Raw genomic sequence first — 19,410 nt, forward strand, 5'->3', positions numbered from 1 at the left:
ATCGGATTCGCAGGGGGAAGCTCAGCGCGTAGCGACGCGGCTTATTACTGATTTTGCGAGATGATCGAATTTCAATGTTGACTTAGTTTCTAAACCATGCTTCGAACACAGTGTTGAATTCAAAATATTAAGGAGAATGAGAAATGAATGGTCGATTTTTGAAATCGGCACTTGTTGCAGCAACGCTGATGTTGAGCGCTAATTCATTGGCATCTGCCCAAAGCAGTCCTCCCGGCAATAGTGGTGCGGGCGGAAACAATGGGAACGGCACTGTCCCGGGTCATTCCAATGGCAATGGCGGCGGAGACGGCGGTCTTGGAAATATCTTCGGCGGTGGCGGCCACGGCCACTCCGGCGGCGCGCCGTCGCCCGAGATCAACGCGATGCTTGGCCTGACGCTCGCCGGCGGGACCCTGGCGTTCCTGCGCCGGAGGAGAAACCGCAAAGACACGTTTGCGAGCTGATGGACCGACCTCGTGGTGGAGGTTCTTGCACGCTTGGGGGTGGGCGGCGTTTCGAAAGCTGGTCGCGCGCCGGTTTTCCGTCTGCCCACTCAGGCCGCAAGCTGGGTTTTACTGGTATTCTCTGGTGGCACCGTTCTGTCGGCAGCCCTACAGAGGCACCTGCTCGAAGAGACACAGTCCGCTCAACATCTCGTTGAATTCAACGTCGGCGAGGCGTTCGGGTTGGCCGCGATCCTGTCGCTGGTGCTCGCCGACTCGCGGAGATGCGCGGCGCTGGCCGGATCCGACATCGCCGTCCTGCTTCTCTCCGCGCTCGCTTGGTTCGTGCCAGAACAGCATGGCGTCTACCTCGCCACCTCGCTGGCCGGGGGCTGGGTTCTTTTCAGGAGGCGCTCCGACCGGCGGCTGGCCGGCATCGGCCAGATCTGGCTCGCCCTGTCTATTTACGAACTCTGGGGCAAGATCCTCTTCAAGCTTGCCTACCAGATGATCGAGATCATCGAGGTCGGCCTGCTCTACAGGGTCGGGCAGCTGTTCTACGGCGGTCTGGGCGTGAGCGGCGCCAGCCTCAGCATCCACGCCGACTGGTCGATCGTGATCCTCGAAGGCTGCTCGTCATTTCACAACCTGTCTCTCACTGTGCTGATCTGGATTTCCATCTTGAAGATTGCGGAGACACCGGTGAGCCTGGCGGCGTTGCGTGCGCTGGGACTGGGCGCCTGCCTCGTGGTCGCGATCAACGTCGCGCGCATCCTGGCGATGTTGCCCTCGCGCGAGGCCTTCGTGTTTTGGCACGACGGTGCGGGATCGTCCCTGGTGGCGCTCACCTCCGTGCTGGCGGCAATCGTCCCGATTCTGCTCTGTGTCGAAGGGAGAGCATGCGAAGCCGGCACGCAGCCCTGACCTCCCGGGCACGCACAGGGGTCATCGTGTTGTGCCTTCTCCTGGCCGCCTCGGTCTCGGGACGTATCTACATCTATCGACAACAGCCGGAAGCCGGCGAGGCGGCGGCAGGGGACGCTGCCGGCGGCCCTATCGATCTCGGAGGCGGCATCCTGCTTCCGCGCTCGGCCGCTCAGCATCGGACTGTTCCGGTCGGCTCCTGCGTGGCGCCGGCGTCCATCCACTTCGTCGCGGCCAGCCCTTACGGGTCCGACCCGTCGCTCGTGGGCGCACCCGGGTCTGACGATCGCGTCTTCTACGTCTATCGGGGCTGGAGCCTCGGAAGCCGTCTTGCCACGATCAGCCTCAACGCGATCTACTTCTCGCGTCGAGCATATGCCCGGCTGAGGATGCAGGAGACCCCTGCGACCGACGACCTGGCCGTGAAGATCATCGTTCCGACGGGCTGCGAGGCCTCGGCGGAAGAGGTGATGTCAAACCTTCGCCTCGCCCTCCATCCGCCCGCGCCATCGTCCGTACCCGGCTCGGCGCCACGTCCTTGAAGTGGCGGCCGGGAAGAAGGCGCGGCGCACGACAAAACCCGCCGCGGCGAGCCGGGCTGAGACCGTTCTAGCCTCGGGGGCGGTGTCGATGCGCGGGAGATGGCGGCGTTCCGCGTCCCCCCGGTTGCGACAGGTCTGGGCCATGCCCCCGGCGCCGCGCCGCGCGGGGCCGCCGAGGCGTGTCAGGCGCCGGCCGCCTCAGCCCGCCAGCGCGGCCTCGAGACCGGCCCCGATCGCCAGGAGCCGGCGGTCCGCCCCGTGCCGGGCGAGCAGCATCAGCCCGGCGGGCCGGGGAAGCCCGGGCATCGGCAGGGACAGGCCGGTGAGGTCGAAGAAATTGCCGAACGCGGTGTTGCGCAGCATCAGGCGGTTGGCCGACAGGAAGGCTCCGTCGTCCGCCAGGAGCGGGGCTGTCAGCGGCGCCGTGGTCGCCGTCGCCGGGAGCGCCAGCACGTCGATTGGGGCCAGCCGCCGGTCCAAGGCCGCGATCAGCTCGGTCCGCCGGCGCAGGGTCCGGATGTAGGCCGCCGCCGTCGCGGCGCGGCCGGCGACGATCCGGCGATGGACCCGCGGATCGTAAAGGTCGGCCTGCGTGTCGATTCGGTCGGCGTGGATCGCGGCGGCCTCGATGGCCGCGATGGAGCCGTCCGGCAGCGCCGCGTCCATGGCGGCGAGCAGGTCGTCGACCGGGTGGTCGCTCACCCGGGCGCCGGCCCGGGACAGGAGCGCGAGCGTGCGCTCGAAGGCCTCGGCCACCAGCGGCTCGGTCTCGGTGAACAGGACGCCCCGCGGCACGCCGACGCGCAGGCCGGCGACCCCGAACGCGTCCAGCGGCGCCGGCTCCTCGCCCGCCATCACGGCGTCGGCCGCCGCGCAGTCCGCCACGGTCCGGGCCAGCGGGCCGATCGAGTCGAGGGCGTAGGACAGCGGGAAGGCGCCCTCCAGGGGCACCCGTCTGGCGGTCGGCTTGAAGCCCACGACGCCGTTCAGCGAGGCCGGGATCCGGACCGATCCCCCGGTGTCCGACCCGATGGCGATGTCGCTGGTCCCCTGCCCCACCGAGACGCCGGCGCCGGCCGACGAGCCCCCCGGGATGCGCCGGGGATCGGCGGCGTTGCCGGGGGTGCCGTAATGCGGATTGAGCCCGAGCCCCGAGAAGGCGAATTCCGACATGTTGGTCCTGCCGAGGATCACCGCGCCGGCCCGGCGCAGGCGGGCGACCACCGGGGCATCGGTGCGGGCCGGCGGCGCGTCCTTCAGCACGACCGAGCCGGCGCACGTGGTCTCGCCGGCCACGTCGAACAGGTCCTTGATCGAGACCATCGCGCCGTCGAGCGGGCCCAGGGAGATCCCGTCCCGGCGGCGCGCATCCGCGGCGTCGGCCGCGGCCCGCGCCTCGGCCGGGTAGAGGCGGGTGAAGACGGCCGGGTCGCCCGCCCCGATCCGCGCCAGACGCTCCTCGACACGCTCACGTACGCTCATGGTCTCCACCGCATCGCCGTCCGGCGCCCTTATGCAAGGGAAAGGCCCGGCGCCAAAGTGGCTCGGCGCCCGGACGGCGCCGCCGGCGGCGGTCCTCTCCAGCCTCTCTGCGGCGCGGGCCGTGATCGTCCCCGCGAGGCCTGCGCGGGCGAGCGCCCGCTCGACCCGAGATCCAGGGTCATGCCTCCGAGAACCCAACCGGGATCAGGCGCACTCGCTGTAGCCGGACCGCTCGGCCTCCTGGCGCGCCAAGCTCAGGATACGCCGGCGACTCTGGCCGTCCTCGATCGCCAGCCAATGCCGCATGAGGGCGAGAAGCTCGCCCGCCTCCCCCGCGGGCGGTTCGCCCGAGAAGGTCTCCGTCGGCACGTTGAGTTCGCGAGCGAGCCGCCGGAGGGCGGTGCCGTGGCGGGTGGCGAGCCGCTTCCGCGTGGCCCTGTCCGGCAGCGCCTGGAGCTTCGGCACGAGCGTGAAGGGGTTCATGATCGTAGAAAGTGCGACGGCTCCGGAGGGTTCTCGCCGTCCCCTCGCGCGGTGAAGAGGATCTTAACGTCGCGCCGCGCGGAGGCCCGATCCGGCGAACGGCCGGATTTCTGGATCGGAGGCCGAAGTCCGGACCGATCGCGGGCGCGCGGGCTGGTTGCTACCACGTGCGCAGGTCGCGCACGGCTGATGCTTCCGGCCGCTCATCCATGCCCGGGGCCACGAACCCGGCCCACAACAAGGCGGCCACGCCGGTGAGGAGCGGGGCGGCGATACTGAGAACGAGGCTGAGGGTCACGGCGGCCTGACTCAATAGACTGTTTCGGATCGCCCAGGCGAGCAGTCATAGCGGGAGATTGTTTTTGCGGAATTAAGATGATCGCTCGTTTTTAGGCTGCGCAAGACCGAAGCCGCGGCCCGCCAGACCGACACGGGTTCGTCATCGCCTGTCGGGCGGCCCGCGGTGCGGCGCGGTCGCGGGCCTCTCGACGGCGGCCCAGATCTCAGCCTCGTAGCCGGGCGCGCCGCATCGGCCGCCGTGTGACCCGGCCGCGATGGCCGCCTCGGGGCTCTCGAAGGGGTCGCGCCCTGGCAATCCGTCGGTCCGGTGCGGGCGAAGAGCCCGAACGCGCTGGACCCTGGCGTCTCCGTGCGGGATTCCCGGCCGCGCCTCCAAGGCGCGGCCTCGTTCGCGTCCGCGACCGTCCTCCCGTGGAACGGGCCCGTCGATCCCGGGCACCGGCGAGGCGGGCGAGCAAAGCTCCCCCTCCCGCCTCGCCAGTACTGGCCTGCGCGGGGGGTACGCAATCCAGTAATCCCCGCCTAGCATCTGCGCTGTTGGCCGGCCAATCAGCGGTTTGTACGGAGCGGGATGGCAGGATTCGCCAGTCGCCGATGTCTCCATGCGTTGTTGAAAGATCTGGTTGGGGACGCGTCTTGCGGATCCGGCCGCCCGTCCGCTGCTGGGCCCATTCACCGGGGATTGCGGCCCGCCCGGCGATCCCGGGCGGCGGGTCCTCCGGCACGCGTTGCAGACGCTTCGGCTGCGCGCGGGCCTCGGCGGAATCCGGCGATGCGGACGGGTCCATCGGGGCCGCCGGGGCTCGGCCACAGCGGGGCCACACGGCTCGGAACCCTTCATCGCGCCGTTACAAGGACGATCTAACGGTGTCCTCTGTCACCTCGCACGAGAGGAGGGATTGGATGCCGGCCCAGTATTGCATGAACCCGCTCGGCTCGTGCGCTGATCAGGAAGTGCTCGTCACATACGGCGACCATCGACCGCTCGCGTCGATCAAATCCGTGATCGACGCGGACGGTTGCGACATCCTGGCCGACCTCTCCGAGACGTGCGTCCGGATCTTGCAGCTCGAGATCGCCGTGTATCACGGCCGCATCGAGCCCTACGCCTGGGCGCAGCACGCGGTCGACGTGCTGTTCGCTCCGGCGGCGGCGTGACGACTTCGCGCCCGCGGCCATAGTGGCCCGAGGGCGCGCAGGTGAGGCCGCGGATCCGGTCCGACTGGGCAGGCGGCGCAAGCCGCGCGCCATCAGGGCTGTGGCGCCTCCAGGGTCAGGGCACCGAACTCGTTCACCATGCACTCATGCATGCGCCGCAGCCACGTGCGCGCCTCCGCGGTGCGGGCTTCCGCCCGGTCGGCCCGTTCGGCCGCCAGCCGGGCCTGTTCCTCGGCCCGCTCCGCGCGCGCCACCGCCTCCCGCATCGCCGCCTCCGCCTGCCGGGTCCGGTCCTCGGCGGCGCGCACCGCGCGCTCCGACGCGCAGACCGCGTCGCGCGCGCTCGTCTGCATCTCGCGAACCCGGGCGGCGGCGTCCCGCACCGCGAGCAGCGAGGCCGACCAATCATCGTCCTCCGCAGGGGGTACCGTCCCGGCCCCGGAGAACAGCGCCACCACCCGGTCCATCGGAGCGGTCGTCCGGCCACGCGGTCCCATGGCGCCGATCCGGTTGCGGCTCTCCGGCGGCATCGCCGTCGCTCTGGCCGCGCCGCTCACGCCGCAGCCTGGCCCGTCAGGTCCGAGAACTCGGACATGATCGCGTCCTGGACCCGCCCGAGCCACTCCTCGGCATGCCGGGCGCGTTCCTCCGCAGCCTGGGCGCGCGCCTCAGCAGCCTTCGCGCGTTCTTCGGCGGCTATGATCTGCGCCTCCGCGCGGACTTGCGCCTCACGCATCTGCACCTCCGCGATGCGCGCGCGCTCGTTCGAATTGTGGATGTCCTCACGGACCCGCTCCAGCACGTGCTCGATGCGCTCCTCGCGCTCGCGGGCCTGCGCTTCGACCTCGCGCGCTTGGCGTGCCGCCGCCTGCACGCGATGGATCAGCGCGTCCCAATCCTGGGGTGACGATGGCGGCGCCGGCGGTTGAGTCTCGCCGTTCATCGACGAAACGACGCGGAGGACATGGCCGAGATTGGCCTCAGGCGCGGTATTCGGCGCGCGCTTCAACAGGTCGGCAGTCCGGAAGCGAGGGTCGTTCAGTAGCCGCTGCAGCTCGCTCACGGGACGTCTACTCCCTGTCTATAAAACCTGAACCTGACTAAACTGACTGCAATGATTAACGCAGGGTTAAAATCGCACCCGGATGGTGCAGGCTATCCAGCGCGGGCGGCCTGCGATGCGCGAGATCAGGCCGTTGGAATCGGCGCGGATGGACGGACTGATCGGGACCGGACAGGGCGCGCGGGGTGATCCGAATCGATCAGGCTCCCCGGTGCCGGGGTGACCGAGGCAGCGACCACGACGCCGACGGGAAGGCGATCCGCAACGATCCCGGCGGGCCCTCCTCGGGGGCCTGCGCTGCGATGCACGATCGCCGCCGGCGCAACCGCTCGACCTGTGCCGGACGACGCGCCACTGAGTTCTGAAAATCGGAGATTCGGACTGCTCATCGGGTTCGGCGAACCCGGGGATCGTCTCAGGGCCCGCAATGCCGACCGTGTGGTCGGTGACATCACTGGGGCCGAGTGGTGGGCGCGACAGGGATCGAACCTGTGACCCCTACCATGTCAAGGTAGTGCTCTCCCGCTGAGCTACGCGCCCGGGCCGGAGCCGCACGGGCTCCGGTGGGCGGGGCCTATAGCTGTTGCCCGGCGGGGGCGCAAGCGGAAGGTTCACGGCGTCGGCCGGTCGACGTCGGCCGACCGCGCCGTCGCGATGGTGCACGCGCGCTGAAAAATGCGCTATGGGCCTGCCGGCCGGCATCCGGCCGGGCCGCCGAGGCGGTGCCGGTATTCCGCCCCCTCAAGCTTCGGGACATGCGTTACTTCATCGATCACGATAACGGCGTCTCGATCCGCGGCTGGATCGTGCCGGACAACCCGCTCGCCATCAGCCGGGTGGTGGTCTCCGTCGAGGGCCGGCGCGTGGCCGAGGTCCCGGCCAGCGTCACGGACGAGGCCTTCAAGCGCAACGGCTGGCACGCGACCGGGCAATGCACCTTCGTGCTGACCCCCGCCGAGGTGCCGGGGCTCCCCGAGATCCCGCGGCTCGAACTCTACGACGCCGACACCAACGTGATGGTCTACCGCCGCACGCCGCCCGATGGGCTGGTGCGGCTGCGCGTCATGCTGATCAACACCGGCATCGAGCCCGAGACCGCCCTCCAGGCGGCGCTCTTCCCCCATTTCCAGCACTGCTACTTCGGCATCCACAAGCTGCCGGACGAGATCCTGACCTGCGTCCTGACGGGCCCGGCCGCCCCCTCGGCCTTCCTGTCGGGGGCGGTGACCGTGCCGCGCTACGAGAACTTCCTGACGCCGGACCTGATGATCACGGGGATCTTGGTGCAGGATCCCCATATCGAGATGGCGACGCGCATGCTTTGGCTGAAGGCCCGGGCCGGCGATGCCACCGATCCCGGGCGGAGCTGGCGCCTCGGGGGCCTCGCCGAGGCCGCGGCCTTCGCGAACGATTACGACTTCACCGACGTGAAGAGCCTCAAGCGCTTCTTCCGCATGCTGCCGGAGGCAGCCTACCGGCTGCTGTACAATCCGCTCACCCGCCAGCTCGGGACCCGCATGCCGGAAGACCGCCTGCACCCGGGCAATTCGATCGCCGCGATCGAGATCCTCGCCCGTGTCGGCATCGTCGGCCACAAGACCCGGTTCCACGCCTTCGCGTCGACGCTGTTCGACCGCCTCGGCATCCACGCTCCCGTGCCGGTCCTGCCGCCGGTGCCCGCCGAGACGCAGGCGCTGGCCGAACGCCTGCGGGCGGTGAAGGCGGTGGAGGAGATGATCGTCTTCGACGTCGCCATGTCGGATGCCGTGAAGGCCTCGATCGACAAGAGCTGGAGCTGACCGTGCGTCCGACCGACACGGAGATGCCCGAGCGGCGTCTCCCGCCGGCACACCTGACCCGTACCGGGCTCCGGCGGCGCACGCTGCCGGCGAGGGCGGCGGCGGACGGGATGCATGTCGAACTCCCGGGCTTGGCAGGCCGCTGGGTCGAGATCACGCTGTCCAACGACCCGGCGGAGGACCGGGAGACCGGCCCGATCATGAGCCTCGCAGAGGCCGACGGGCGTCCGGGGCTCATGCTGCCCCAGGAGGCCGTGGGCGGGGGCGCCTTCGCATGGGTCGGCCGCCTGCCCGAGGGCGTCGCCGCGCTGCGCGTAGCCGATCCGGCCGGACGGGTCCCGGTCCGGTTGCGGCGGGTCACGGTGCGCCGCCTCGACCGGCCGACCCTCGTCCTGCGCGCCTTCCTGCGCGAGCCGGGCCTCACCCTGCAGGCGCTGTCCTGGCGCGGCCTCGGCAAGAAGGTGCGCGCGCGCGGCTTCCTCGGCCGGGCGCTGCGCCACCGGCGCGTGACCGGCTACGAGGCCTGGATCCGGACTCACGCGCTGCGCCGGTCGGAGCGGGACGGGATCGCCGCCGAGATCGCCGCCTGGGCCGACCCGCCGCTGATCTCGGTCCTGATGCCGGTGCACGACCCCGACCCGAAGGTGCTGCGGGCCGCCCTCGCCTCACTGCGCGCGCAGCTCTATCCGCATTGGGAGCTGTGCGTCGTCGACGACGCCTCCACCCGGCCCGCGATTGGGCGGATCCTCGGCCGCGCGGCCGCCGCCGACCCGCGGATCCGCGTCCTCGTCCGGTCCGAGAACGGCCACATCGCGCGGGCGACCAACGACGCGCTCGGTCTCGCCCGCGGCGTCGCCTGCGCCTTCATGGACCACGACGACGCGCTCACCGAGGACGCCCTCTACGAAGTCGCCCGAGCCCTGCGCCTCGATCCGGATCTGGACCTTATCTACAGCGACGAGGACAAGATCGACGGACGCGGCCGCCGGTTCGAGCCGCATTTCAAGCCGGGCTTCGACCGGGAGCTGCTCTACGCGCAGAACTACATCAACCACCTGACGGTGGTGCGCACCGAGGCCGTGCGCGCTGTCGGCGGCCTGCGCCCGGGCTTCGAGGGCAGCCAGGACCATGACCTGCTGCTGCGGCTCACCGACGGCCTCGACCCCGCCCGGATCCGCCACATCCCGCGGGTGCTCTATCACTGGCGCGCCGCGCAGGGCTCGGGCACCTTCTCGGACCGGGCGCTGGGCCGGGCCGAGGCGGCGCGCCTGCGCGCACTCGACGAGGTCGTCGCGCCCTGGGGCGGCCGGGCCGAGCGCGGGCCCGCGGGCTTCAACCGCCTGATCCGGCCGCTGCCGGAGCCGCCGCCCCGGGTCTCGGCGATCATCCCGACCCGGGACCGCGCCGAGATCCTGTCGGTGACCCTCGACGGGCTCCTCGGGGGCACCGACTATCCCGACATCGAGGTGGTGATCGTCGACAACGACAGCCGCGAGCCGGAGACGGCGGCCCTGTTCGCCCGCTACCGGGGCGACCCGCGCGTGCGCATCCTTGCGGTGCCGGGGGCCTTCAACTTCTCGGACCTGTCGAACCGCGGGGCGGCAGCAGCCACGGGCCCGGTGCTGCTGTTCCTCAACAACGACGTCGAGGTGCTGGAGCCCGGCTGGCTCGGCGAGCTGGTCCGCCAGGCGGTCCGGCCAGAGATCGGCGCCGTCGGGGCCAAGCTGCTCTACCCGGACCGGACGATCCAGCACGGCGGGATCGTGCTGGGGATCGGCGGGGTCGCCGGACACAGCCACCTCGGCGTGCCGGACGACGATCCGGGCTACTTCTGCCGGATGGTGCTCGCCCACGAGGTCTCGGCGGTCACCGGCGCCTGCCTCGCCATGCGGGCGCGGGTGTTCGAGGAGGTCGGCGGTTTCGACGCGGTCGCCCTGAAGGTCGCGTTCAACGACGTCGATCTCTGCCTGAAGATCCGCCGGGCCGGCTACCGGATCGTCTGGACGCCATTCGCCAAGCTGATCCACCACGAGTCGAAGAGCCGCGGGGCCGAGGACACGCCGGAGAAGCGCCAGCGCTTCGAGGGCGAGGTGCTGACCATGCTCGCGCGCTGGGGCCCGGAACTCCGTGCCGACCCCTATTACAACATCAACCTGTCACGGAACTCGGCGCATTACCGGGTCTGAGAGGGCGCACACGGCGGATCGCCGCGGGACGGGTCCCGCCCGCGGTGCCGCGCCGCCAGGCACACGGTGCCATGCATGCGTCAGTGGGTGAACTTGCGTCCGGTGCCGGTTGCGATACCTCTGGACATGCCGCATGAGGCGGTTCCGGCCATGGCGCCCGATGCGGCGCGCGGCGAGGGCGGCAGCCAACGATGAGCTCGAACACCCCTATGGCTTCGGCCACGATCCTGGAGCGCGACGCCCGGCAGGCGACGGGTGACCACACGGTCCACCCGAACGAGATCGCCATCGGCGTGGTGATCGGCCGTGCGTCGGAGTATTTCGACTTCTTCGTCTTCGGCATCGCCTGCGTGCTGGTCTTCCCGAAGGTGTTCTTCCCCTTCGTCGACCCGCTGACCGGAACCCTCTACGCCTTCTCGATCTTCGCGCTCGCCTTCATCGCCCGGCCGATCGGCTCGGTGATCTTCATGGCGATCGACCGGCGCCACGGCCGCAGCGTCAAGCTCACCATCGCGTTGTTCCTGCTCGGCGCCGCCACGGCTGCGGTCAGCTTCCTGCCGCGCTACGACAGCATCGGCATCTCGGCCGTCTACATCCTGGCGATCCTGCGGGTCCTTCAGGGACTGGCGCTGGGCGGTGCCTGGGACGGGCTCGCGTCTCTGCTCGCCATGAACGCGCCGCGGGAGCGGCGCGGCTGGTATGCGATGATCCCGCAGCTCGGCGCGCCCCTGGGCTTCATGGTCGCGAGCGCCCTGTTCTCGTTCTTCCTGGTCAATCTCGACGAGGCCGACTTCATCGACTGGGGCTGGCGCTTCCCTTTCTACTGCGCCTTCACCATCAACGTCGTCGCCCTGTTCGCCCGGCTGCGCCTCGTGGCCACCGACGAATTCGCCCGGATGATGGACCTGGACCGGCTGCGGCCGGTCCCAGCGCTGGAGCTTTTCCGACACCACGCGGGCGACGTGATCCGCGGCGCCTTCGTGCCGCTCGCCGCCTTCGCGCTGTTCCACCTCGTGACGATCTTCCCGATCGCCTGGCTGGCGCTCAACAACACCAGCCGCTCGCCCGGGGAGTTCCTGATCGTGCAGTTCTCGGGGGCCATCGTCTGCGCCGGCGCGGTCGCGGCCTCCGGGCTGATCGCCGACCAGATCGGCCGCCGCAACTGCCTGATCATGAGCGCCTCGCTGATCGGCTTCTTCGCCATCGGCAGCATCATCGCGCCGCTCCTGTTCGGCGAGAGCGCGATCGGCCAGACCATCTACGTCACGATCGGCTTCATGCTGCTCGGGCTCGCCTACGGCCAGACCGCCGGCGCGGTGACGGCCCGGCTCGGTAACCACTACCGCTACACCGGCGCCGCGCTGACCTCCGACTTCGCCTGGCTGCTCGGTGCCGGCTTCGCGCCGCTGGTGGCGCTGTTCCTCTCGCAGCGCTACGGCCTGGCCATGGTCGGAGTCTATCTCCTGTCCGGCGCGGTCTGCACCCTCGTGGCGCTGTTCTTCGACCGCTCGGAAATGCGCCAGATGTAGCCGGCGAGGCGCGCGGCCCGGGCCGCGCAAGCCTTCTCAGAGGCTGCCAGGGACGCCGCAGTCAGCGGCACGGCAGGGACGCCGCGGATGCGGCTTGGGATGACGAGACGCGTGCTGTGACCACTTCGACCCCTCGACCGGACAGGACCGCCGCCGCGAAGCGCTGGGGCGGCCGCGCGCGGCGCGTCCTGCCGCTGCTCGCCCTGCCGCCGATGCTGGCGCTGCTGGGCGGCTGCAACCTCGTGGTGATGCACCCGGCCGGCTATGTGGCCGAGCAGCAGCGCAACCTCGTGCTGGCTGCCACCGGGCTGATGCTCCTGATCATCATCCCTGTGATCTTCTTCACACTGTTCTTCGCCTGGCGCTACCGCGCCTCCAACGCGGACGCCATCTACGATCCCGATTGGCACCACTCGACCCAGCTCGAGGTGCTGATCTGGACGGCACCGCTGATGATCATCATCGCGTTGGGCGCCCTCACGTGGATCGGGACGCACACCCTCGATCCGTTCCGGCCGCTCAGCAAGATCGACCCGAAGCGCGACGTCCCGGCCGGAGTCCAGCCGCTCCAGGTCGAGGCGGTGGCCATGGATTGGAAGTGGCTGTTCCTCTACCCGCAATACGGGATCGCCACGGTCAACGAACTCGCCGCGCCGGTGGATCGCCCGATCCAGTTCAAGATCACCGCCACCGACGTGATGAATACGTTCTATGTGCCGACGCTCGCCGGCATGGTCTACGCGATGCCGGGCATGCAGACCCAGCTCCACGCCGTGATCAACCGGGAGGGCGCCTACGAGGGCCGCTCGGCGCATTACAGCGGCGCCGGCTTCTCGAACATGTTCTTCAAATTCCATGGTCTGACCAACGACGGCTTCGACCAGTGGGTCGCCAAGACCAAGGCGCAGGGCGGCGACCTGAGCCAGGAGGCCTATCTCGAACTCGAGAAGCCGAGCGAGGCCGAGCCGGCACGCTACTACAAGTCCTACATGACGGGCCTGTTCGACCGGATCATCGGCATGTGCCCCCGGCCGGAGCAGATGTGCGTCGGCGAGATGATGAGGATCGACGCGCAGGGCGGCGCGTCGGGCGAGGAGGCGGCGGCGAATTACGGCCGATTGCAGTACGACAACCGCATGGCCGATCGCGGCAACGAGGCACCCGGCGCGACCTCGCCCGCCTCCGGGACGGGTCCGCACGGGCAGACGCAGCCCCAGGGCATGCGGCCGCGGCCCGACATGGGGAACCCGGAGTCGCGCGGGCCGGAGACGGGCCAAGACATGAAGGCTCCGGACAGCCAGGGCCAGAGCGAGGGCGGCCAGATCGCGCCCAAGCAGCTCAACCAATGAGACCGCTCGCCTAAGGGCGAGCCCCAAATCTTAAACCGGCGGTCGCCGTCGAACCCACTGAACGGGCCGATCCCATGTTCGCAAACCTGGACCTTCAGCAGCTGATCCTCGGACGATTTACGATCGAGCAGATCCCCTATCACGAGCCGATCCTGCAGGCGACGTTCGCCGGCGTGGCCGTCGTCGGCCTCGCCGTGCTGGGCGTCATCACGTATTTCCGCTTCTGGGGGCCGATGTGGCGTGACTGGATCACGTCGATCGACCACAAGAAGATCGGCATCATGTACTGCATCTTCGCGCTGGTCATGCTGCTGCGCGGCTTCGCGGACGCGATCCTGATGCGCTCGCAGCAGGCCATCGCCTTCGGCTCCGAGCAGGGCTTCCTGCCGCCGCACCACTACGACCAGATCTTCACCGCTCACGGCATGATCATGATCTTCTTCGTGGCGATGCCGTTCGTCACGGGGCTCATGAACTTCGCCGTGCCGCTGCAGATCGGCGCCCGCGACGTGGCTTTCCCGTTCCTCAACAACTTCAGCTTCTGGATGACGGTCGCCGGCGGCATCCTGGTGATGGTCTCGCTGTTCGTCGGCGAGTTCTCCCGCGCCACCTGGCTCGCCTATCCGCCGCTCTCGGAGGCCTCCATGAGCCCCGGCGTCGGCGTCGACTACTACATCTGGGCGCTGCAGATCGCCGGCATCGGCACCCTGCTGTCGGGCATCAACCTGATCGCCACTATCGTGAAGATGCGCGCGCCCGGAATGACCATGATGAAGCTGCCGATCTTCGTCTGGTCTTCGCTCTGCACCAACATCTTGATCGTCGCCGCCTTCCCGATCCTCACCGCCGTTCTCGCGATGCTGTCGCTCGACCGCTACGTCGGCACGCATTTCTTCACGAACGACCTCGGCGGCAACGCCATGCTGTACTTCAACCTCATCTGGATCTGGGGTCATCCGGAGGTCTACATCCTGATCCTGCCGGCCTTCGGGGTGTTCTCGGAGATCACCTCGACCTTCTGCGGCAAGCGCCTGTTCGGCTACACCTCGATGGTCTACGCGCTGGTGGTGATCACCATCCTGGCCTACCTCGTGTGGCTGCACCACTTCTTCACGATGGGCTCGGGCGCGGACGTGAATTCGTTCTTCGGGATCACGACGATGATCATCTCGATCCCGACGGGCGCGAAGATCTTCAACTGGATGTTCACGATGTACCGCGGCCGGATCCGGTTCGAGGTGCCGATGCTGTGGGTGGTGGCGTTCATCGTCACCTTCGTGATCGGCGGCATGACCGGCGTCCTGCTGGCGGTGCCCCCGGCCGACTTCGTGCTGCACAACTCGCTGTTCCTGATCGCGCACTTCCACAACGTGATCATCGGCGGCGTGCTGTTCGGGATGTTCGCCGGCGTGACCTTCTGGTTCCCCAAGGCCTTCGGCTTCAAGCTCGACGAGTTCTGGGGCAAGATGGCCCTCGTGTTCTGGGTGAGCGGGTTCTACGTCGCCTTCATGCCGCTCTACGTGCTCGGCCTGATGGGCGTGACCCGGCGCATGCAGCATTTCGACGATCCGTCACTCCAGATCTGGTTCGTCATCGCCGCCTGCGGCGCGGCGCTGATCGCCTGCGGCATCGCCTCCCAGATCATCATGTTCGTGGTCTCGATCCGGAACCGGGAGAAGCTACGCGACCTGACCGGCGACCCGTGGGGCGGCCGGACGCTCGAATGGTCCACCTCCTCGCCGCCGCCGGACTACAACTTCGCCTTCACCCCCGTGGTCCACGATTCCGACGCGTGGTGGGACATGAAGAACCGCGGCTTCGACCGCCCGCTGAAGGGCTACAGGCCGATCCACATGCCCAAGAACACGGCGACCGGCGCCATCCTGGCGGCCCTGAACTTCACCTTCGGCCTGGCCATGGTCTGGTACGTCTGGTGGCTTGCGGCGCTCAGCTTCGTGGCGATCTTCGTTGTCGCGATCGCTCACACCTTTAACTACAATCGCGACTACTACATTCCCGCCGATACGGTCAGTCGGACGGAAGGTCAGCGGACGCGCGAACTGGAGATGGCGTGATCCGATGATGCACGCGGAGACAGCACCCCCCGGCGCCGCGGCGCCGGTTTTCTACCAGACCGACGAGGAGGGCCATCATTCCGAGGGCTCGACGATGCTCGGGTTCTGGCTCTACCTGATGAGCGACTGCCTCATCTTCGCGACCCTGTTCGCGACCTACGGGGTGCTCGGCCGCAGCTACGCGGCCGGGCCGACCCCCAAGGATCTGTTCGACCTGTCGGGCATCGCGGTGAACACCGCGATGCTGTTGTTCTCGTCCATCACCTACGGCTTCGCCATGCTGGAGATGGACCGGGACCGGATCAAGCAGACGCAGATCTGGCTCGCCGTGACCGGACTGTTCGGCGTGGCCTTCGTGTTCCTGGAGATCCGGGAATTCGTCCACCTGTTCCATGAGGGGGCGCCGCCGTGGCGCAGCGCCTTCCTGTCGTCGTTCTACACCCTGGTGGCGACGCACGGGCTGCACGTCTCGGTCGGCATCCTCTGGCTGGTCATCCTGCTGGTGCAGCTGCGCAAGCACGGGCTCATCGTCGAGAACAAGCGCCGGCTGATGTGCCTGTCGATGTTCTGGCACTTCCTCGACCTGATCTGGATCGGGGTGTTCACCGTCGTCTACCTGATGGGAGTGCTCGAATGAGCGCCGACGCTCACCACCTCTCCGGGCACGGCCAGGATACGCACGATCCGCACGCCCACAGCGAGGGCGGGCATGGTACCGTCAAGGGCTACGTGACGGGCTTCGTCCTGTCGGTGATCCTGACGGTGATCCCGTTCTGGCTGGTGATGGGCAACGTGCTCGACAACAGCCTCGTCACCACGCTGGTGATCCTGGCGCTCGGCGGCGTGCAGATGGTCGTGCATGTCGTCTACTTCCTGCACATGAGCACGAAGTCGGAGGGCGGCTGGACCTTCATGGCCCTGATCTTCACCATCACCCTGGTGGCGATCATGCTGTCGGGCTCGGTGTGGGTGATGTACCACCTCAACCACAACATGATGCCGATGGATGCCCACGACGTCATGAACAACGCCCGCTGATCAGGCCCCCGGACCGCGAGCCGCCGGGGCCGGCGGGGGGCGCCGGTTCCGGCCTCTCCTCCGCCCGCCCCCCGCTGCTGCGGCGCGTCGCCTTCGGCATCTTGGCGGCGGTCGTCTTCGTCGTGCTCCTCGGACTCGGCACTTGGCAGGTCGAGCGCCGGGCGTGGAAGCTCGACCTCATCGCCCGGGTCGATGCTCGGGTCCATGCGTCGCCCGTGCCGGCCCCCGGCCGTACCGATTGGGCGCAGGTCGGCCCCGACGACGCCTACCGGCATGTGCGGCTGTCCGGCAGCTTCCTCCACGAACGCGAGACGCTGGTCCAGGCCGTGACCGAGCGGGGCGGCGGCTTCTGGGTGCTGACCCCGCTGCGCCGGGCCGACGGCAGCCTCGTGCTGGTCAATCGCGGCTTCGTGCCGGGGAACCGGCGAGATCCTGCGGCGCGGCAGGCCGGGCAAGTCGCGGGTGAGACGACGGTGACCGGCCTCCTGCGGCTGACCGAGCCGGGCGGCGCATTCCTGCGCGCGAACGACCCGAAGGACGGGCGCTGGTACTCGCGCGACGTGGCCGCCATCGCCTCGGCCCGGGGCCTGACCGACGTCGCCCCCTACTTCGTCGACGCCGACGCGGCTCCGAACCCCGGCGGCTTGCCGGTCGGCGGGCTCACGGTGGTCGCCTTCCCGAACAACCACCTGGTCTACGCGATCACCTGGTACGGGATGGGGCTGATGCTCGCGGGCGCGGTGATCTACATCCTGCGGGGCGGCCGCAATCCGAGACCTGGGGGGGAGTAGCCCGGTTCGGGGGGGCGTCTATAATGGCGTGACAAACGCCACAACGAGTCACCGCCATGACCACCCGCATCCCGAACTTCGCCGAAATTCCCCTGGTCGGCGAGCCGCTTGCGGTGGCGGGCCCGGCATTGGCCGAGCCTTGGATGACGCCGGAGGGCATCCCGGTGAAGGGCTGGTACGGCCCGGAGGACCGGGCGGGCATCGAGTTCCTCGATACCTGGCCCGGGATCGCGCCGTTCCTGCGCGGCCCCTACCCGACCATGTACGTCACCCAGCCCTGGACGATCCGGCAATATGCCGGCTTCTCCACGGCTGAGGATTCGAACGCCTTCTACCGGCGCAACCTCGCGGCCGGCCAGAAGGGCCTGTCGGTGGCCTTCGACCTCGCCACGCATCGCGGCTACGATTCCGACCACCCCCGCGTATCGGGTGATGTCGGCATGGCGGGCGTGGCGATCGACTCGATCTACGACATGCGCACGCTCTTCTCGGGCATCCCGCTGGACGAGATGACCGTGTCGATGACGATGAACGGCGCCGTGCTGCCGATCCTCGCCCTCTACATCGTCGCTGCGGAAGAGCAGGGCGTGCCGCCCCAGAAGCTCGCCGGCACGATCCAGAACGACATTCTGAAAGAGTTCATGGTCCGCAACACCTACATCTATCCCCCCAAGGGATCGATGCGGATCATCTCCGATATCTTCGCCTACACGTCGAAGAACATGCCGAAGTTCAATTCGATCTCGATCTCCGGCTACCACATGCAGGAAGCCGGTGCGACGAACGACCTGGAGCTCGCCTATACGCTCGCCGACGGCGTCGAGTACATCAAGGCGGGGCTGGCCGCGGGCCTGACCATCGACCAGTTCGCCCCGCGCCTGTCGTTCTTCTGGGCGATCTCGACCAACTTCTTCATGGAGATCGCCAAGATGCGGGCTGCGCGCCTGATCTGGGCCAAGCTGGTGAAGGGGTTCGACCCGAAGTCCGAGAAGTCGCTGGCCCTGCGCACCCACTCGCAGACCTCCGGCTGGTCGCTCACCGCACAGGACGTGTTCAACAACGTCACCCGCACCAACATCGAGGCGATGGCGGCGACGCAGGGCGGCACGCAGTCGCTCCACACCAACGCGCTGGACGAGGCGCTGGCCCTGCCAACCGACTTCTCGGCGCGGATCGCCCGCAACACCCAGCTGTTCCTGCAGCAGGAGAGCGGCACCACCCGGATCGTCGACCCGTGGGGCGGGTCCTACTACGTGGAGAAGCTTACCGCCGACATCGCGGCCCGCGCCTGGGAGCATATCCGCGAGGTGGATCAGCTCGGCGGCATGGCCAAGGCGATCGAGGCCGGCATCCCGAAGCTGCGGATCGAGGAGGCGGCCGCCCGCGCCCAGGCCCGGATCGATTCCGGCCGGCAGACCATCGTGGGCGTCAACAAGTTCAAGGCCGACGACGACATGGCGATCGACCTCCTGCGCGTCGACAACGGCAATGTCCGCCGCCTCCAGATCGACAAGCTCAAGCGCCTGCGCGCCGAGCGCGACGAGGCCACCGTCACGGCTCGGCTCGAGGCGCTCACGAAGGCCGCCGACGGCGCGGGCAACCTGCTCGAACTCGCCGTCGAGGCGGCCCGGGCCAAGGCCACGGTGGGCGAGATTTCCGAGGCCCTGGAGAAGGCCTGGGGCCGGCATCGCGCCGAGATCCGCTCGATCTCCGGCGTCTACAAGCGCGAGGTGGGGGGCATGTCGCCTGTGGTCGAGGAAGTGCGGGCGCTGGTCGAGGCGTTCGAGGAGAATGACGGCCGCCGGCCGCGCATCCTGGTCGCCAAGATGGGCCAGGACGGGCACGACCGCGGCCAGAAGGTCATCGCCTCGGCGTTTGCCGATCTCGGCTTCGACGTGGATATCGGGCCGCTCTTTGCCACCCCGGCCGAGGCGGCCCGGCAGGCGGTGGAGAACGACGTGCACATCGTCGGCGTCTCGTCGCTGGCGGCCGGGCACCTCACCCTGGTGCCGGAGCTGAAGGCGGCGCTCGTGGAGCAGGGCCGGGACGACGTGATGATCGCCATCGGCGGCGTGATCCCGCCCGGCGACTACGACGCGCTCACGGCGGCCGGCGCGGCGGCGATCTTCCCCCCCGGCACGGTGATCGCCGAGGCCGCCGCCAAGCTGATCCGCGCGCTGAACGACCGGCTGGGATACGCCGCCCGGCAGGCGGCGGAGTAGGGGCGGCAGCCGCGCCACGCTCTCCT

18 protein-coding genes and 1 tRNA gene are annotated in these 19,410 nt (G+C 68.9%); 13 read left to right on the plus strand and 6 right to left on the minus strand.

Features of this window, described 5'->3' with window-relative positions; genetic code table 11:
* Positions 1 to 143 precede the first annotated feature (143 nt).
* The 3 genes from Q8W67_RS17135 to Q8W67_RS17145 are packed head-to-tail and all read left to right on the plus strand — an operon-like array spanning position 144 to position 1,909.
* Positions 144 to 464 (plus strand): hypothetical protein, encoded by a 321-nt coding sequence (locus tag Q8W67_RS17135; RefSeq protein ID WP_305547694.1) that lies wholly within the window; start codon positions 144 to 146, stop codon positions 462 to 464.
* A gap of 12 nt (positions 465 to 476) precedes the next feature.
* Positions 477 to 1,367: a hypothetical protein gene (locus Q8W67_RS17140; protein WP_305547696.1), complete on the plus strand. Its 891-nt coding sequence runs from the start codon at positions 477 to 479 to the stop codon at positions 1,365 to 1,367.
* Positions 1,343 to 1,909 carry a hypothetical protein gene (locus tag Q8W67_RS17145; protein ID WP_305547699.1) on the plus strand — a complete coding sequence of 189 codons (567 nt, stop codon included), beginning with the start codon at positions 1,343 to 1,345 and terminating at the stop codon, positions 1,907 to 1,909. Before Q8W67_RS17140 ends, Q8W67_RS17145 begins: the two co-directional genes overlap by 25 nt.
* 198 nt (positions 1,910 to 2,107) lie before the next feature.
* On the opposite strand, the gene Q8W67_RS17150 is transcribed toward Q8W67_RS17145, so the two are convergent.
* From Q8W67_RS17150 to Q8W67_RS17160, 3 genes are all read right to left on the minus strand, one after another.
* Positions 2,108 to 3,391 (minus strand): amidase, encoded by a 1,284-nt coding sequence (locus Q8W67_RS17150; RefSeq protein ID WP_305547701.1) that lies wholly within the window; start codon positions 3,389 to 3,391, stop codon positions 2,108 to 2,110.
* A 204-nt stretch (positions 3,392 to 3,595) separates the two neighbouring features.
* The gene (locus tag Q8W67_RS17155; RefSeq protein WP_305547703.1) at positions 3,596 to 3,874 is read right to left on the minus strand and encodes a hypothetical protein; all 279 of its coding nucleotides are present in this window, start codon (positions 3,872 to 3,874) and stop codon (positions 3,596 to 3,598) included.
* Positions 3,875 to 4,034: 160 nt separating this feature from the next.
* Positions 4,035 to 4,187: a hypothetical protein gene (locus tag Q8W67_RS17160; RefSeq protein ID WP_305547704.1), complete on the minus strand. Its 153-nt coding sequence runs from the start codon at positions 4,185 to 4,187 to the stop codon at positions 4,035 to 4,037.
* 908 nt (positions 4,188 to 5,095) lie between these two features.
* On the opposite strand from Q8W67_RS17160, the gene Q8W67_RS17165 reads away from it, so the two are divergent.
* A complete protein-coding gene (locus Q8W67_RS17165; protein WP_305547706.1) occupies positions 5,096 to 5,332 on the plus strand; it encodes a hypothetical protein in 237 nt (78 codons plus the stop codon).
* 92 nt (positions 5,333 to 5,424) lie between these two features.
* Here the strand turns inward: Q8W67_RS17165 and Q8W67_RS17170 are convergent, their stop codons facing one another.
* The 3 genes from Q8W67_RS17170 to Q8W67_RS17180 all read right to left on the minus strand — a co-directional run bounded on the left by Q8W67_RS17170 (position 5,425) and on the right by Q8W67_RS17180 (position 6,935).
* Positions 5,425 to 5,862 (minus strand): hypothetical protein, encoded by a 438-nt coding sequence (locus Q8W67_RS17170; RefSeq protein WP_305547708.1) that lies wholly within the window; start codon positions 5,860 to 5,862, stop codon positions 5,425 to 5,427.
* 23 nt (positions 5,863 to 5,885) lie between these two features.
* Positions 5,886 to 6,395: a hypothetical protein gene (locus tag Q8W67_RS17175; protein WP_305547710.1), complete on the minus strand. Its 510-nt coding sequence runs from the start codon at positions 6,393 to 6,395 to the stop codon at positions 5,886 to 5,888.
* A gap of 465 nt (positions 6,396 to 6,860) precedes the next feature.
* A tRNA-Val gene (locus Q8W67_RS17180) sits at positions 6,861 to 6,935 on the minus strand.
* A 215-nt stretch (positions 6,936 to 7,150) separates the two neighbouring features.
* Here Q8W67_RS17180 and Q8W67_RS17185 point away from each other — a divergent pair.
* From Q8W67_RS17185 to scpA, 9 genes are all read left to right on the plus strand, one after another.
* Positions 7,151 to 8,194 carry a hypothetical protein gene (locus Q8W67_RS17185; RefSeq protein WP_305547712.1) on the plus strand — a complete coding sequence of 348 codons (1,044 nt, stop codon included), beginning with the start codon at positions 7,151 to 7,153 and terminating at the stop codon, positions 8,192 to 8,194.
* A 23-nt stretch (positions 8,195 to 8,217) separates the two neighbouring features.
* Entirely contained in the window at positions 8,218 to 10,380 is a 2,163-nt protein-coding gene (locus Q8W67_RS17190) for a glycosyltransferase family 2 protein (RefSeq protein ID WP_305547845.1), read from the plus strand.
* Positions 10,381 to 10,571: 191 nt separating this feature from the next.
* Entirely contained in the window at positions 10,572 to 11,909 is a 1,338-nt protein-coding gene (locus Q8W67_RS17195) for an MFS transporter (RefSeq protein ID WP_305547715.1), read from the plus strand.
* A 116-nt stretch (positions 11,910 to 12,025) separates the two neighbouring features.
* Entirely contained in the window at positions 12,026 to 13,258 is a 1,233-nt protein-coding gene (cyoA, locus tag Q8W67_RS17200) for a ubiquinol oxidase subunit II (RefSeq protein ID WP_305547717.1), read from the plus strand.
* A gap of 74 nt (positions 13,259 to 13,332) precedes the next feature.
* Positions 13,333 to 15,333: a cytochrome o ubiquinol oxidase subunit I gene (gene cyoB / locus Q8W67_RS17205; protein WP_305547720.1), complete on the plus strand. Its 2,001-nt coding sequence runs from the start codon at positions 13,333 to 13,335 to the stop codon at positions 15,331 to 15,333.
* 4 nt (positions 15,334 to 15,337) lie between these two features.
* A complete protein-coding gene (gene cyoC / locus Q8W67_RS17210) occupies positions 15,338 to 15,970 on the plus strand; it encodes a cytochrome o ubiquinol oxidase subunit III (protein WP_305547722.1) in 633 nt (210 codons plus the stop codon).
* Positions 15,967 to 16,371, plus strand: a complete 405-nt coding sequence (cyoD, locus tag Q8W67_RS17215) for a cytochrome o ubiquinol oxidase subunit IV (protein ID WP_305547725.1) — start codon at positions 15,967 to 15,969, stop codon at positions 16,369 to 16,371. The genes cyoC and cyoD overlap by 4 nt, the downstream gene beginning before the upstream one ends.
* Before the next feature lie 74 nt (positions 16,372 to 16,445).
* Entirely contained in the window at positions 16,446 to 17,162 is a 717-nt protein-coding gene (locus Q8W67_RS17220) for an SURF1 family protein (RefSeq protein WP_305547847.1), read from the plus strand.
* A gap of 56 nt (positions 17,163 to 17,218) precedes the next feature.
* Complete coding sequence (gene scpA / locus Q8W67_RS17225; RefSeq protein WP_305547728.1) at positions 17,219 to 19,384, plus strand: methylmalonyl-CoA mutase; 2,166 nt, start codon at positions 17,219 to 17,221, stop codon at positions 19,382 to 19,384.
* Positions 19,385 to 19,410 lie beyond the last annotated feature (26 nt).

The sequence above is a fragment of the Methylobacterium sp. NEAU K genome (assembly GCF_030700285.1).
Lineage (GTDB): Bacteria > Pseudomonadota > Alphaproteobacteria > Rhizobiales > Beijerinckiaceae > Methylobacterium.

Excerpts from the sequence above, each read along its gene's own strand:
- Q8W67_RS17135 (WP_305547694.1), top strand. The coding sequence starts at position 144 with ATGAATGGTCGATTTTTGAAATCGGCACTTGTTGCAGCAACGCTGATG.
- Q8W67_RS17145 (WP_305547699.1), top strand. The coding sequence starts at position 1,343 with ATGCGAAGCCGGCACGCAGCCCTGACCTCCCGGGCACGCACAGGGGTC.
- Q8W67_RS17150 (WP_305547701.1), bottom strand. The coding sequence starts at position 3,391 with ATGAGCGTACGTGAGCGTGTCGAGGAGCGTCTGGCGCGGATCGGGGCG.
- Q8W67_RS17155 (WP_305547703.1), bottom strand. The coding sequence starts at position 3,874 with ATGAACCCCTTCACGCTCGTGCCGAAGCTCCAGGCGCTGCCGGACAGG.
- Q8W67_RS17165 (WP_305547706.1), top strand. The coding sequence starts at position 5,096 with ATGAACCCGCTCGGCTCGTGCGCTGATCAGGAAGTGCTCGTCACATAC.
- Q8W67_RS17170 (WP_305547708.1), bottom strand. The coding sequence starts at position 5,862 with ATGCCGCCGGAGAGCCGCAACCGGATCGGCGCCATGGGACCGCGTGGC.
- Q8W67_RS17185 (WP_305547712.1), top strand. The coding sequence starts at position 7,151 with ATGCGTTACTTCATCGATCACGATAACGGCGTCTCGATCCGCGGCTGG.
- Q8W67_RS17190 (WP_305547845.1), top strand. The coding sequence starts at position 8,218 with ATGCCCGAGCGGCGTCTCCCGCCGGCACACCTGACCCGTACCGGGCTC.
- Q8W67_RS17195 (WP_305547715.1), top strand. The coding sequence starts at position 10,572 with ATGAGCTCGAACACCCCTATGGCTTCGGCCACGATCCTGGAGCGCGAC.
- cyoB (WP_305547720.1), top strand. The coding sequence starts at position 13,333 with ATGTTCGCAAACCTGGACCTTCAGCAGCTGATCCTCGGACGATTTACG.
- cyoC (WP_305547722.1), top strand. The coding sequence starts at position 15,338 with ATGATGCACGCGGAGACAGCACCCCCCGGCGCCGCGGCGCCGGTTTTC.
- cyoD (WP_305547725.1), top strand. The coding sequence starts at position 15,967 with ATGAGCGCCGACGCTCACCACCTCTCCGGGCACGGCCAGGATACGCAC.
- scpA (WP_305547728.1), top strand. The coding sequence starts at position 17,219 with ATGACCACCCGCATCCCGAACTTCGCCGAAATTCCCCTGGTCGGCGAG.